Annotated in this window: 11 protein-coding genes and 2 pseudogenes; 7 read left to right on the top strand and 6 right to left on the bottom strand. The window is 72.0% G+C overall.

What is annotated here, in order from left to right; all coding sequences use genetic code 11:
- Window positions 1-63: 63 nt before the first annotated feature.
- On the top strand, window positions 64-648 hold the full coding sequence (locus tag O3T09_RS07860; protein ID WP_100058491.1) for a type 1 glutamine amidotransferase domain-containing protein: 585 nt from the start codon (window positions 64-66) through the stop codon (window positions 646-648).
- Between the two features lie 115 nt (window positions 649-763).
- Here the strand turns inward: O3T09_RS07860 and O3T09_RS07855 are convergent, their stop codons facing one another.
- On the bottom strand, window positions 764-1,051 hold the full coding sequence (locus O3T09_RS07855) for an exodeoxyribonuclease VII small subunit (protein WP_129867339.1): 288 nt from the start codon (window positions 1,049-1,051) through the stop codon (window positions 764-766).
- On the bottom strand, window positions 1,048-2,361 hold the full coding sequence (gene xseA, locus O3T09_RS07850) for an exodeoxyribonuclease VII large subunit (RefSeq protein WP_144819660.1): 1,314 nt from the start codon (window positions 2,359-2,361) through the stop codon (window positions 1,048-1,050). The genes O3T09_RS07855 and xseA overlap by 4 nt, the downstream gene beginning before the upstream one ends.
- A gap of 188 nt (window positions 2,362-2,549) precedes the next feature.
- Here xseA and O3T09_RS07845 point away from each other — a divergent pair, with 188 nt between their 5' ends.
- Both O3T09_RS07845 and O3T09_RS07840 read left to right on the top strand, forming a co-directional pair.
- Entirely contained in the window at window positions 2,550-3,638 is a 1,089-nt protein-coding gene (locus tag O3T09_RS07845) for a hypothetical protein (RefSeq protein ID WP_129867343.1), read from the top strand.
- A gap of 53 nt (window positions 3,639-3,691) precedes the next feature.
- On the top strand, window positions 3,692-4,798 hold the full coding sequence (locus tag O3T09_RS07840) for a 4-hydroxy-3-methylbut-2-enyl diphosphate reductase (protein WP_144819109.1): 1,107 nt from the start codon (window positions 3,692-3,694) through the stop codon (window positions 4,796-4,798).
- A 108-nt stretch (window positions 4,799-4,906) separates the two neighbouring features.
- Here O3T09_RS07840 and O3T09_RS07835 read toward each other — a convergent pair whose 3' ends face one another.
- The 3 genes from O3T09_RS07835 to O3T09_RS07825 form a co-directional block, all read right to left on the bottom strand.
- Window positions 4,907-6,607: an SLC13 family permease gene (locus O3T09_RS07835; RefSeq protein WP_144819107.1), complete on the bottom strand. Its 1,701-nt coding sequence runs from the start codon at window positions 6,605-6,607 to the stop codon at window positions 4,907-4,909.
- Between the two features lie 127 nt (window positions 6,608-6,734).
- On the bottom strand, window positions 6,735-7,994 hold the full coding sequence (gene rmuC, locus O3T09_RS07830) for a DNA recombination protein RmuC (protein ID WP_136940217.1): 1,260 nt from the start codon (window positions 7,992-7,994) through the stop codon (window positions 6,735-6,737).
- Window positions 7,995-8,059: 65 nt separating this feature from the next.
- Window positions 8,060-8,497 carry a hypothetical protein gene (locus tag O3T09_RS07825; protein WP_095694819.1) on the bottom strand — a complete coding sequence of 146 codons (438 nt, stop codon included), beginning with the start codon at window positions 8,495-8,497 and terminating at the stop codon, window positions 8,060-8,062.
- A 56-nt stretch (window positions 8,498-8,553) separates the two neighbouring features.
- Here O3T09_RS07825 and O3T09_RS07820 point away from each other — a divergent pair, with 56 nt between their 5' ends.
- Complete coding sequence (locus O3T09_RS07820) at window positions 8,554-9,087, top strand: O-acetyl-ADP-ribose deacetylase (protein ID WP_144819105.1); 534 nt, start codon at window positions 8,554-8,556, stop codon at window positions 9,085-9,087.
- Between the two features lie 95 nt (window positions 9,088-9,182).
- A complete protein-coding gene (locus O3T09_RS07815) occupies window positions 9,183-9,659 on the top strand; it encodes an Hsp20/alpha crystallin family protein (protein WP_061867069.1) in 477 nt (158 codons plus the stop codon).
- A 104-nt stretch (window positions 9,660-9,763) separates the two neighbouring features.
- Here the strand turns inward: O3T09_RS07815 and O3T09_RS07810 are convergent.
- Window positions 9,764-10,222, bottom strand: a pseudogene (locus O3T09_RS07810) (GMC oxidoreductase); the annotation flags it as partial.
- Window positions 10,223-10,608: 386 nt separating this feature from the next.
- On the opposite strand from O3T09_RS07810, the gene ychF reads away from it, so the two are divergent.
- Window positions 10,609-11,694 carry a redox-regulated ATPase YchF gene (gene ychF, locus O3T09_RS07805; protein WP_100058129.1) on the top strand — a complete coding sequence of 362 codons (1,086 nt, stop codon included), beginning with the start codon at window positions 10,609-10,611 and terminating at the stop codon, window positions 11,692-11,694.
- Between the two features lie 990 nt (window positions 11,695-12,684).
- A pseudogene (locus O3T09_RS07800) lies at window positions 12,685-12,906 on the top strand (Cd(II)/Pb(II)-sensing metalloregulatory transcriptional regulator CmtR); the annotation flags it as partial.
- Window positions 12,907-13,116 lie beyond the last annotated feature (210 nt).

Raw genomic sequence — 13,116 nt, 5'->3', positions numbered from 1 at the left:
TGAGTTGATGGGGAACACCGGTCGCCGCAGAGGCGTGCCGGATCCGATCCGAAAGGTGGACCCATGTCCGAGAACGCTGTCCAGAACGCCCCGCTGACCGGCAAGACCGTCGCGTTCCTCGCGACCAACGGCGTCGAGCAGGTCGAGCTGACCTCCCCGTGGGAGGCCGTGATCGCCGCCGGCGCGACCCCCGTGCTCGTCTCGCCGAAGTCCGGCACCATCACCGCGATGCAGTCCGACTGGGATCACGGCGAGTCCTTCGAGGTGAACACGACGGTGAAGGACGCCAAGGCCGAGGACTTCGACGGCCTCGTGATGCCGGGCGGCACCCTGAACGCGGACGCCCTGCGCATCAACAAGGACGCCCAGGCGTTCGTGCGTGCCTTCTTCGAGCAGCACAAGCCGGTGGCGGCCATCTGCCACGCCCCGTGGACCCTGATCGAGGCCGGCGTCGTGGAGGGCCGCCGCCTGACCAGCTACCCGTCCCTGAAGACTGACCTGAAGAACGCGGGCGCCCAGTGGGTGGACGAGGAGGTCGTCGTGGACAACGGGCTGACCACCTCGCGCTCCCCGGACGACCTCGACGCCTTCAACGCCAAGCTCGTGGAGGAGCTGAGCGAGGGCAAGCACGAGGACCAGACCGCCTGACCGACGTCGGGAGCGAGCCGCGTGGGGGCGGGGGCCGATGGCCCCCGCCCCCACCGTTTCTCGAACGAAAGCGTGGCGGAGGCCGCCGTTTCCCGAACGAAAGTGGGGGGCGGGGTCAGCTGGCGTCGGGGGCGGCTTCGCCGCGCACCTGGTCGAGGCGGACGCGGGCGCCGTCGAGCCAGGCCTGGCAGCGGTCGGCCAGGGCCTCGCCGCGCTCCCACAGGGCCAGGGACTCCTCCAGGCCGGCGCCCCCGGTCTCCAGCCGCCCCACGGTCTCCATCAGCTCGGCGCGCGCCTGCTCGTAGCTCATCTGGGCCACGTCCGAGACGTCCGCGGAGGTGAAGCCCTCCACGCCGCTCGGGCGGCCCGCGTCCTGCGTCTGCTCCATGCCCTGCTCACTCATGCCTGTCGTGTCCTCTCGTGGGATGGGGTCGGGGTGGGCCGATGCGTCGCGACGACGTCCGCGGCGATCCGTCCGGCCGCCACGAGGATGTCGAGCCGGTCGTCCGGGGCGACCTGGTCCGCGTCGCGCACGACCTGTCCGGCGTGCTGGACCACGGCGTAGCCGCGGTCCAGGGTGCGCTGCGGGGACAGGGCGCGGACGCGGGCGCGCAGCTGCGTGAGGGCGTCCTGCTCGCGGACGAGCCGGTGGCCCAGGGCGGACCGGCCGCGCTCGCGCCACCGGTCCGTCTCCTCCTGCCGGGTGTCCACCATCACGTGCGGACGGGCCAGCACGGGCCGGGAGCGCAGGGCCGCGAGCCCCTCGGCCTCGGCGCGCACGCGGCGCTCGACGGCCGCGGCCAGCCGCAGGCGCGCGTCGGCGAGCCCGGCGGCCTCCTGGGCCGCGTCCGGGACGATCCGCTTGGCCGCGTCCGTGGGGGTGGAGGCACGCAGGTCGGCGACGTCGTCGAGGACCGGGCGGTCCGCCTCGTGGCCGATCGCCGAGACGACGGGCGTGCGCGCCACCGCCACGGCGCGCACCAACGCCTCGTCCGAGAACGGCAGGATGACCTCCTCGAGCGCGCCGCCGCCGCGGGCGATGACGATGACGTCCACGGCCGGGTCGGCGTCGAGCTCGGCGAGCGCGGCGGCCACCTGCCGAGGGGCCTCGGCGCCCTGCACGGCGACCTCACGGATCTCGAACTCGGCGGCGGGCCAGCGCAGCAGGGAGTTGCGCAGCACGTCCTTCTTCGCGTCCGAGTCGCGGCCGGTGATGAGCCCGATCCGGTGGGGGAGCAGGGGCAGGGGCCGTTTGCGCGCGGGGGAGGTCAGCCCCTCCTCGGCGAGGGCCCGGCGCAGCAGCTCCACGCGGGCCAGCAGATCGCCGAGGCCGACCGGGCGCATCTCCTGCACGTTCATGGACAGGCGCCCGGCCTTGAGCCAGAAGTTCGGCTTCACGCGCGCCACCACGCGGGAGCCCTGCTGGACGCTCCCGTCCAGGGTCATGGCGACGTTCCGCCAGGCGGTGAGCGGCAGGGAGACCTCCTCCTCGAGGTCCCGCATGGTCATGTAGACGTTGCCGCGGTTGTTCTTGAACTCGATCAGCTGGCCCTCGATCCACGTGGCGGGGGCGCGCTCGATGTGGGCCTTGAGGTTCTCGGAGAGCCGCCGCAGGGGCCACGGCCGCTCAGCGGAGGTCTCGCCCGCGCGGGCGGGTGCTGAGACGGGCACGTCCGTTGCCGCCGAGGCGCCCTCGGTCACGGGCTGGTCCATCCGGGTCCCTCCTGTCCGGGCCCGGTCCGCCCGGGCACGGGCCCACCGTACCGCCCTCGCCGGACGCGCAAGACGGCGCCCGGGCGTCCTCCGGGGCCGCCGCCGACCCGGTCGGGGCGCTCAGACCGGGGAACCTCCGGCCAGGATCGGTACGCTCGACGGGGTCGGAACGGAATGGAAAGGACCTCATGCGCACCACCCTCAGCTTCCTCGTCGCAGCCCTGGCGGGCCTGCTGGCGGTGTTCGCGACGGCCGGCGCCCTCGTCGACGAGGCGACGCACCGCCCGGAGCTGCTGCGCGGGGTGACGGAGCAGGTCGCGGTGGACCCCGAGGTCCGCGCCGCCGTGCCGGGGGTGATCGACGACGTCGTGCACGACGCCGTCCCGGAGCAGGTGCCGGGCCCGCTGGCCCAGACGGCCGAGGACCTGCTGCGCCCGCTGGCCCAGCGCGTGGCGGACGACCCGCAGGTGGTGCAGGGCTGGTCCGACACCGCCGACGAGGCCCGGCGCGCCTGGCTCGCCCAGCTCGAGGACCCGGAGGGCGCGGACGAGCCCGGCTCGGGCGCGGACGTGACCATCCCGTTCGGTCCCGTCGCGCAGTCCGGGATCACCGCCGCCCTGGGCGACATCGAACGTGACCTGCGCGAGGACCGGTTCGACTTGCCCGCGCAGGGGCTGCTGGAGAGGATCGTGGGCGCAGACGTCGGCGACTGGGCCGCGGACACGCTGCTGGCGCCCCTGTACGACCGCGCCGCGGATCTGCGGGACAGCACCGCGCTGCGCATGGACGCGCGCATCGACGCCCTGGCCGGCACGGACCGGGCCACCGTGCACCGCTGGGTGGACGCCTCCGCGCACTGGCGCTGGGCCGCCGCGGCCTCCGTGCTGGCGCTCGTGGGCGCCCTGCTGCTCGCCCCCCGAGGGCGGCGGGGCCTCGCCGTGGCCGTGGCGGGTGCGGTCGCCCTGGCCGGCGGACTGATCGGCGGCGCCCGCCTGGGTCCGGACGCGGTCCACCTCACGGCACCCGAGGGGGCCTCCCCCGGGGTGGCCGCGTTCGTCCAGCAGATGGAGGAGGCCGCCCGCCCGGCGTTCGCGGCCGCCGTCGCCCCCTACCCCCAGACCCTGACCACCCTGGGCTGGATCGTGCTGGCCGCGGGCCTGCTGCTGGCCCTGGCCGAGCTCTGGGTCGCTCGGCGTGGCCGGGTCCGTGCCGCCCGGGCGGACGGTCCCCCCGCGGTGGGCCGCTCCCACACCGCCGCCGACGTCACGTCGCGCTGAGCCCGCGGCGAAGCCCGGGCCCGGTCTGCGTCCCGGCCGATAGCATGGAGGGCATGTCCGCTCCTTCCGTCTCCGCCCGCCCGTCCGCCGTCGGCCTCGGGATGCCGCAGGTCCCGCGCGTTCGTCGCTCCCGTGAGGAGGTGGAGGCGGCCGCGCCCGTGTCCGGTGAGAAGCGCGTGCTGCTGGCCGCCCCCCGTGGCTACTGCGCCGGCGTGGACCGCGCCGTCGTCGCCGTCGAGAAGGCCCTCGAGCACCACGGGGCCCCCGTGTACGTGCGCAAGGAGATCGTCCACAACCGGCACGTCGTGGACACCCTGACCGAGCGCGGCGTGGTGTTCGTCGACGAGCTGGACGAGGTGCCCGAGGGTGCCCTGACCGTGTTCTCCGCCCATGGCGTGTCCCCGGCCGTCGTCGAGGAGGCCGCCCAGCGCAGCCTGCGCACCATCGACGCCACGTGCCCGCTCGTGACCAAGGTGCACCGCGAGGCCGTGCGCTTCGCCAAGCAGGACAAGCGGATCCTGCTGATCGGCCACGACGGCCACGAGGAGGTCGAGGGAACGTTCGGCGAGGCGCCCGAGCACACCACGGTGATCAACGACGTCGCCGAGGCCCGCACCGTCCAGGTGGAGGACCCGGACAACCTGATCTGGCTCTCCCAGACCACGCTCTCCGTGGACGAGACCCTCGAGATCGTCTCCGTGCTGCGCGAGCGGTTCCCGAACCTGCAGGACCCGCCCTCGGACGACATCTGCTACGCCACCTCCAACCGACAGGCGGCCATCAAGTCGATCTCGCCGGAGTGCGACCTGGTGATCATCGTGGGCTCGGCGAACTCCTCGAACTCGGTGCGCCTCAAGGAGGTCGCCGCGGAGTACGGGGCCTCCCGCGCCGAGCGCGTGGACTTCGCCAACCAGGTGGACGAGTCCTGGTTCGAGGGCGTGGCCACCGTGGGCCTGTCCTCGGGCGCGTCCGTGCCCGAGGTGCTGGTCCAGGAGGTGCTCGCGCTGCTGGCCGAGTACGGCTACGGGCAGGTGGACGAGGTGGTGACCGCCGAGGAGGACATCATCTTCTCCCTGCCCAAGGAGCTGCGCGCCGAGATGAAGCGCGTGGGCGACGACGGGCGCGCCCTCGGCGGACGCCGCCGCGACGCCGAGGCCTGACCGCGCCCCTCGTCTCCTCGCTGAGGCCCGCAGACTCGCCGTCGCGACGCCGACGTAGCGGCGAGTCTGCGGGCCTCGGTGTGTCCGGGCCGGCGGGTGGTCAGGGACTCAGAGCCCGAAGACCCAGACGAGCAGGGTCATCGACGCGATGGAGATGAGCACGGCGGCGATGATGTTCAGCCACACGCCGCCCTTCACCATCTGGCCGATGGTCACGTAGCCGGAGCCGTACGCGATGGCGTTCGGCGGGGTGGCCACGGGCAGCATGAACGCGCAGGTCGCGGCGAGGGCGACGGGCGCGGCCAGCATGAGCGGGGCGACGCCGGTGCCCAGGGCCACGCCGGAGGCGACCGGCAGGAACGTGGCCGCGGTGGCCGTGTTCGAGGTCATCTCGGTCAGCAGCAGGATGCCGACGGCGGCGATCACCACGAGCACCCACACGGGGATGTCGCCGAAGCCCTTGACCTGCTCACCGAGCCACGTGGACAGGCCCGACTTGGAGAACTGACCGGACAGGGCCAGGCCGCCGCCGAACAGCAGGAGCACGCCCCACGGCAGCTCCTTCGCGGCCTCCCAGTCGAGCAGGCGCACGCCGCGCCCGGCCCCGCCGCCGGCCGGCAGGAGGAACAGGATGAGTCCGACGACCATGGCGATGGCCGCGTCCGAGAGCAGCGGGGACTCCAGGCCCAGGACGTACTCGGAGATCAGCGGCACGGTGATCCAGGCCAGCGCGGCGAGGATGAAGACGGCGAGGACCTTGGCCTCGGGGGCGCTCATGCGGCCGAGGCGGGCCAGCTCGGTGGCGATCAGGTCGCGGCCGCCGGGGACCTCGTCGATCTCGGGGCGGAACAGCACGCGGGTGAGCAGGAACCAGCACGCGAAGAGCAGCACGACGGCGATCGGCACGCCGACCAGCATCCACTGGCCGAAGCCGATCTCCACGCCGTGCTCGGCGGCCATGTGGCCCGCGAGCAGGGTGTTGGGCGGGGTGCCGATGATGGTGCCGAGCGAGCCGATGGACGCGGCGTAGGCGATGCCGAGCATGAGCGCGGTGCCGAAGTTCGTCTTCGTCAGGGAGCGGATCTCGGCCTGCGTGGGGGCCTCGCCGGGCGCGGATGCGGGCGCGGCGGGGCGGTCGGCCTGGTCCGCTGCCTCGTCCCCGGTCAGGGCGCCGTCCGTGCCGTAGCGCTGGACGAGCACGAGGATGGACACGCCGATGGGGAGCATCATCACGGCGGTGGCGGTGTTGGACACCCACATGGAGATGAACCCGGTGGCGATCATGAAGCCCAGGACGAGGTTCACGGTCCTGGCGCCCATGAACGTCAGGACGCCGAGCGCGATGCGCCGGTGCAGGTTCCAGCGCTGCATGGCCAGGGCGAGCATGAAGCCGCCCATGAACAGGAAGATGATGTTGTTGCCGTAGCTCGCGCCGACGGCGTCGAAGGTGATGCCGCCGTCGGACTCCTCGGCGGGCACGCCGAGCGGGAAGACCACGAGCGGCAGCAGGGCGGTGGCGGGGATGGGCAGGGCCTCGGTCATCCACCACACGGCCATGAGCACGGCGGTGGCGGCGACGAGGCGGGGCCAGACGCCGAGGTCGCCCGGCATCAGCAGGAACAGGGCGACGGCGAGCAGGGGGCCGGCCACGAGGCCGATGATGCGCTTGACGTTCTCGCCGCCGGGCAGCGGCTCGTCACGCATGCCCGGGGAGAGCTCGTGTTCGAACTCCTGGGCGGCCGCCCGGGGGTTGAAGCGGGAGACGTGCTCGTTGACGTTGCTCGGCGGGGGGGTCGATCGGGACTCCACGGGGCCTCCTCATCAAGTCAGGCCCTCGGCGCGGCCTGGCAATTCTCTGTGAGTTTCACGGTAGCAAGTGGCCCGGGACACGGAAAGACGACGTCGGGGCCGCGACGGCCCACCCGCCCGGCCCTGCTCACGCCTCCCGCGCCGACTCCGCCCGACGACGGCGCAGCTCGTCCTCCTCCACGCCCGCGACCAGTTCCGGGGCGGCCAGGGGCCGGGGCGCGGACTCGAGCGTGCGGATGTCCGGCGTGGGGGCCAGGCCCGGGTCGGCGTCGCGGAGGCGCCGGGCGGCGGGGAGCACGCGCGACTCGACGTTGCCGACGAGCTGGTTGTAGCGGTCCACGGCGGTCTTGAGGGATCCGCCCATGCGGTCCAGGTGGGTGCCGAGCGTGCCGAGGCGCTCGTAGAGGTCCTTCGCGCTGGCCACCACGGTGTGGGCGTTCTCGGCCAGGGTGTCCTGCCGCCAGGCATAGGCCACGGACTTCAGGGCGGTCAGGAGGGAGACGGGGGCGACGAGCGCGACGTTCCGGGAGAACGCGTGGTCCAGCAGCCCGGGGTCCGCGTCCAGGGCCGCGGCCAGGAGTGACTCGGCGGGCAGGAAGCACAGGACCAGCTCGGGGGAGTGCTCGAGGCCGGCCCAGTAGGACTTCGCGGAGAGCTGGTCCACGTGGCGGCGCACGGCCGCGGCGTGCTGGGCGGCCAGCGCCTGACGCCGCTCGTACGCCTCCTCGCCGGGCTCATCCGCGAGGGCCTCGGCGGCCAGCGCGTCCCCGATGGGGGCCTTGGCGTCCACGGCCATGGCCTTGCCGCCGGGCAGGGACACCACGAGGTCCGGGCGGAGGCGCTCGCCGTCCCTGCCGGACAGCGTGGCCTGCTCCGTGAAGTCCACGTGGTGGAGCATGCCCGCCGCCTCGACGACCCGCCGCAGCTGCGCCTCGCCCCAGTGGCCCCGCGCGGAGGTGGACTTGAGGGTGGCCATGAGCGACGTGGTCTGGTTCAGCAGGTCCCGGTCCGTGGCCGCGGCGGCGCGGAGCTGCTCCCCGAGCCGGCCGAACTGGGACGCCCGGTCCCGTTCCAGCACGCTCACCTGCTCCTGGAGCGCCGCCAGCCGCTGGCCCAGCGGGGCGAGCGTGGACATCACCTGGGACTCCGCGCGTTGGCGTTCGGCGTCCTCGGCGCGCGCGGCCGTGAGCGCGCGCTGCTCCGCCCGGGCGGCCGCGAGCTCCTCTCGCGTCCCCTGGTGCTCGGTGCGCAGCGCGGCCAGCTCGGCCTGGGCCCGGCGGGCCTCCTCACCGCCGCCGGCCGCCCGGCGCCACATGAGCCACGCGCCCACCAGGGCACCCAGCACAAGTCCGAGGATGAGGGCGAGCAGCAGGCTGAGGATCTCCATGACCCCACCCTCGCAGGCCGCACGGACACGGTAGGCCGCGGCGCGCCGTCGTCGTGGTGGGCGGCTCAGCCGAAGAGCGGGTTGGGGCCGTTGGCCACGACCTGCGGGTCGCCGTCGACGCGGGCGGCGATGCCCGCCGCGGCCACACCGGGCAGATAGGGGAAGACCATGCGGGTCGAGGCCAGGGCGGCGGCGTCGAAGGCCTCCACCGCGACGGCCGGGCGGGGCCCGTCCGCCGTCTCGATCTCGCCGTCGAACACGGCCACCGCCCGCGTGGGGCGCGGGCTGATCTTCGCGACCGTGGCGGCCGCCTGCTCGGGCTCGAGGTCCGGGTGCTCCCACATGCCGCGCTGGCCGTCGGCGGCGACGGCGAGGATCGTCGGGGCGAACACGGGCTGCCGGCCGAGCGTGTCGAACACGTGCTCCACCGCGAGGCTGATCAGCGGCAGCAGCTCGCCGCCGGGAGGCGTGGGGGTCGGTCCGGTGGGCGTCGGGGTGCTCATGGGGCCGAGGCTACCGGCCCTGTCCGACGGCGCCCACCCGCGCCTAGCGTGAACCCATGCAGCTCACCATCGCCCCCGGGGACATCACGGCCACGCACGCGGACGCCGTCGTCAACGCCGCCAACTCCACCCTGCTCGGCGGCGGAGGCGTGGACGGCGCCATCCACCGGCGCGGCGGCCCCGAGATCCTGGCCGAGTGCCGCCGCCTGCGCGAGACCGACCTGCCGGAGGGGCTGCCCGCCGGGCAGGCCGTCGCGACGACGGCGGGGCGCCTGCCCGCGCGCTGGGTCATCCACACGGTGGGCCCGGTGTGGGCCAAGACGATCGACAAGTCCGACACCCTCGCCTCGTGCTACCGCGAGTCCCTGAAGGTGGCGGCCGGGCTCGGCGCCCGGACGGTCGCGTTCCCGGCGATCTCCGCGGGGATCTACGGCTGGCCCATGGAGGACGCGGCGCGGATCGCCGTCGAGACCTGCCACGCGATGGCGGACGAGGTGGGCGGCACCGTGGAAGAGGTGCTGTTCGTGCCCTACGGCGACACGGCGGAGGCCGCGTTCCGGACCGTCCTGGACAGGGTTGAGCGGGACTGACTCAACTCCGTGGAATACCCCGTGGGGGGACGGCGTTGCACAGGACAGTCGCCGCTCAACCGGAGCGGCCCGCCCTGCATGAGGAGTGATCGACCATGGCTCGTCCCATTGATCCGTTCCGCGAGATGGAGCGCCTGATGACCGGCTTCGCCCGCACCTCCGGCGCCGCCTCCATGCCCATGAACCTCTACCGCGAGGGCGACGTGTTCGTCGCCGAGGTGGAGCTGCCGGGCGTGGACCCGAGCTCGATCGACGTGGACGTCGAGGAGCGCACGCTCACCGTCCGCGCCGAGCGCAAGGAGGCCCCCGCCGGGGAGGACCGTCGCTGGCTCACCAAGGAGCGTCCGGCCGGCACCTTCGCCCGCCAGCTCAACCTCGGCCAGGGCCTGGCCCTGGACAAGATCGAGGCCGACTACAGCGACGGCGTGCTGCTGCTGACCATCCCGGTGGCCGAGCAGGCCAAGCCGCGCAAGATCCAGGTCAAGCACACCGGCTCCGCCGCCCAGGTGGAGGGCGAGGCCGTAGAGGGTGAGGCCGTGGAGGGCTCCGCCGCCGAGGCCTCCGGCGAGTGATCGCCCTCTGACGGAGCCGTGGCCGGCGTGACCGGCGCGCGGCCCGTTCCCCCGAACGCAGATGCGGCGGGCCCCAGCGGGGGCCCGCCGCATCTGCGTGGTGGTCAGGAGCGGTCGGCCAGGATCAGCTGCGCAGCCTTCTCACCGATCATGAAGCACGTGATGTTGGGGTTCACGGTCACGTGCTCGGGCATCACGGAGTCGTCGGCGACGCGCAGCCCCGTCACGCCCTTGACGCGCAGGCGGGCGTCGAGCGGGCTCATGGCGTCGGCGTCGGCGTCGGCGCCCATGCGCACCGAGCCCACCGGGTGATACACGGTGTTGTGGGTGCGGCGCACGTCGTCGGCGATCTGCTCATCCGTCTGCGCCTGCTCGCCCGGGGCGAGCTCCCGGCCGACCCACTCCGCCATGGCCGGCTGGGAGACGATCTCCCGGGCCAGTCGGATGCCGGCCACCGCGACGGCCATGTCATGGCCCTCCGGGTCGGTGAAGTAGCGCGGGTCCACGGCCGGCTTGTCCCGGTAGTCGTTGGAGCGCAGGCGCACGGTGCCGCGGACCTCGGCGTCGGGCGGACCCGGTGGCCCTGCGGTCTCGGCTGTCGCCCACTGTTCGGCAGACACAGGTGTGCGTCCTCTCATCGGGGTCAGGGCGACCCGACCACCCTCCAGATCGGTCATCTGGGCGGGGCTGCGTGCTGGGCGGTGCGAGTCTCTGGGTTCCGTGGGGGCTGGGGCTGGCGGGCCCCGTGGCCGCTGGGCCTCTGGGTTCCGTGGGCGGAAAAGCGAAGGTTTTTGCCCCCGGACGCGAAAACCCTGCCGGTTCTGCCCCCGGAACGGGGGAGAGCGCGCTTTCTGCCCACGGAGCGGGCGGGGCTGCTGGTTCTGCCCATGGAATGGGGCCGGTGCGGGACGCGTCCGCCTCGGCGGGCCCGCCGGTAGACTGCCGGACTGTGGCTTTGACTATCGGATTCGTGGGACTGCCCAACGTGGGCAAGTCGACCCTGTTCAACGCGCTGACGCGCCAGACCGTGCTCGCGGCGAACTACCCGTTCGCGACGATCGAGCCGAACGTGGGCGTGGTGAACCTGCCGGACGAGCGTCTGCCGCAGCTGGCCGAGATCTTCGGCTCCGAGCGCATCCTGCCGGCGACGGTGTCCTTCGTGGACATCGCCGGCATCGTCAAGGGCGCCTCTGAGGGGGAGGGCCTGGGCAACCAGTTCCTGGCGAACATCCGCGAGGCCCACGCGATCGCCCAGGTGGTGCGCGCGTTCGACGACGGCGACGTCGTCCACGTGGACGGCAAGGTGGACCCGGCCTCGGACATGGAGACCATCAACACCGAGCTGATCATCGCGGACATGCAGACCGTGGAGAAGGCGATCCCGCGCGTCGAGAAGGAGGTCAAGGGCAAGAAGAAGGAGCCCGCCGACCTCGAGGCGCTCAAGGCCGCGCTCGCGGTGCTGGAGCGGGGCGAGACGATCTTCGCGGCGAAGGACAAGGACAAGCTGGACATGGACCGGCTGCGGGAGCTGAGCCTGCTCACCGCCAAGCCGTTCATCTACGTGTTCAACTCGGACGAGGGTGTGCTGGGGGATGAGGCCAAGCAGCAGGAGCTGCGCGATCTGGTGGCCCCCGCCGAAGCCGTGTTCCTGGACGCCAAGCTCGAGTCCGACCTCGTGGAGCTCTCCGAGGAGGAGGCCGCCGAGATGCTGGAGATGGCCGGGCAGGACGAGTCCGGGCTGGACCAGCTGGCCCGCGTGGGCTTCTCCACTCTCGGCCTGCAGACGTACCTGACGGCGGGGCCGAAGGAGACGCGAGCGTGGACGATTCCGGTCGGCGCGACGGCGCCCGAGGCCGCCGGCGTGATCCACACCGACTTCCAGCGGGGTTTCATCAAGGCGGAGATCGTGTCCTTCGAAGACCTGATCGCTGCCGGCTCTATGGCGGAGGCCAAGGCCGCCGGCAAGGTGCGCATGGAGGGCAAGGACTACGTGATGAAGGACGGCGACGTGGTGGAGTTCCGCTTCAACGTGTGAGCCCTTCGCGGTCGTTGAGCGAGCGTAGCGAGGCGAACGCGCTTATATCGGCCGGATTGCTGCGCTACATGTGGCCTTCTGTGCGCGCGTAGAGATATCTTGAGCAAGTGCCAACTATCCTGCCTGAGCGGACGATCGATTCGCTCTTCGCCTTCGAAGTGCTCGCGGCGTTGCCAACGGCAAAGGTCTACTCGCCAGCTAACAATGCTGGGCCAGGAACGCCAGACCACGTGGTCACAGTTTCATCTGGATCGATCGTGTTCGAGCTCAAGACGTTGTCTTCTGGTACTGCCACGGGGGCTCCGTGGTACGTGGACGTGCCCCGCACCCAGTTGAGCAGCTACGTAGGAACGGCGGCGAATGTCACCTACGTGTTGCCTGCTGAGCCCGCGAATCGGTTCATGCCATGGCTGCGTGCCTGTACTACAGATCCTGACTCCAGGGGACGGTGCCAAGCGTGCTACGCGAGTTCGACAGCAGGTGACGCGGCATCCCGGCGACGTTGGTCCGGGATACTCCCGAGGTGGCAGTCGGAACCGCCCGAAGTGCAACTTCAACCGTGGTTCAATCACTGGGCATGGTGCCTGCCAGCGTCAATGCTTGATGCACATCTCAGGGCTAAGGGCACGACGCCGGGCACGGCTAGGTCCTGGCATGTTTCGGCGCAGGATGCAGCGTTGGGCAGCCTCCCCGGCGCAGTTCGGCTCTGTCATCTTCTTCAGGGCCTTACTGCCTTGAGCGCGTCGACGCCTCCTGGTCCTGGCGGTGTCGATGGCGACAGCGGCGACGGGCCATCACCGGAAACCGATCTCCCTGATTTCGGGGATGGGCGCGTTGAAAACGCTGACGGCAACAACAGCCCATCTGATGGCACGAGTCGAATCGACCTCGAGGTGTTCCAGTGTCCTGAGGACACTGAACTGATCCAGGCCGAGGAATCGCATCTCGTTGTCGTGTCGGCGTAAGGCTGTCATCGAGCCGCGAGGAGCGCGCACCAACGTCTCCAACCAGCCGCCCTGCCTGCGCGGCCGCGGGATCGTCGTCGCAGGGCCGAAGGGTCAGCAGATCCGTTACAAGACCGCAGCTCCTCACATCGCCGCCGCGCTCACCGCTCTGGTTGACGTCACCCTTGCCGTCGACCAGAGCGTGCCGTGCATCGGCCTCCGGCGTACGGTCCCGGGCTGCTGCGACATCGAAGGAGCCATGCGATGAGCGACGAGTGCTGCGGTAATGACGAGTCAAGCCGACCGAAGGAAGGGGTCCGTCGTGCGCGCCTGGAGTAGATCGGTGTCGTGCCAGAGGTTGGCAGCTGTGGCGACGTCGTGGAGTTCCGCTTCAATGTTTAAGAAACGGCATGTCAGACCGTACTTTTGAGAGCATCACGACTTCTGCTTCTCCCTGATTGCGACGTGAGCGGGGGAC

Origin of the sequence: Micrococcus sp. H39-S4 (genome assembly GCF_027158145.1) — a bacterium.
Lineage (GTDB): Bacteria > Actinomycetota > Actinomycetes > Actinomycetales > Micrococcaceae > Micrococcus > Micrococcus luteus.
Note: the sequence above shows the minus strand (reverse complement) of the source record. Positions and strands in the feature narration are given on the sequence as shown.

What these genes read in the sequence shown, in the direction of transcription:
- O3T09_RS07860 (WP_100058491.1), top strand. Translation starts at nt 64, where the DNA reads ATGTCCGAGAACGCTGTCCAGAACGCCCCGCTGACCGGCAAGACCGTC.
- O3T09_RS07855 (WP_129867339.1), bottom strand. Translation starts at nt 1,051, where the DNA reads ATGAGTGAGCAGGGCATGGAGCAGACGCAGGACGCGGGCCGCCCGAGC.
- xseA (WP_144819660.1), bottom strand. Translation starts at nt 2,361, where the DNA reads ATGGACCAGCCCGTGACCGAGGGCGCCTCGGCGGCAACGGACGTGCCC.
- O3T09_RS07845 (WP_129867343.1), top strand. Translation starts at nt 2,550, where the DNA reads ATGCGCACCACCCTCAGCTTCCTCGTCGCAGCCCTGGCGGGCCTGCTG.
- O3T09_RS07840 (WP_144819109.1), top strand. Translation starts at nt 3,692, where the DNA reads ATGTCCGCTCCTTCCGTCTCCGCCCGCCCGTCCGCCGTCGGCCTCGGG.
- rmuC (WP_136940217.1), bottom strand. Translation starts at nt 7,994, where the DNA reads ATGGAGATCCTCAGCCTGCTGCTCGCCCTCATCCTCGGACTTGTGCTG.
- O3T09_RS07825 (WP_095694819.1), bottom strand. Translation starts at nt 8,497, where the DNA reads ATGAGCACCCCGACGCCCACCGGACCGACCCCCACGCCTCCCGGCGGC.
- O3T09_RS07820 (WP_144819105.1), top strand. Translation starts at nt 8,554, where the DNA reads ATGCAGCTCACCATCGCCCCCGGGGACATCACGGCCACGCACGCGGAC.
- O3T09_RS07815 (WP_061867069.1), top strand. Translation starts at nt 9,183, where the DNA reads ATGGCTCGTCCCATTGATCCGTTCCGCGAGATGGAGCGCCTGATGACC.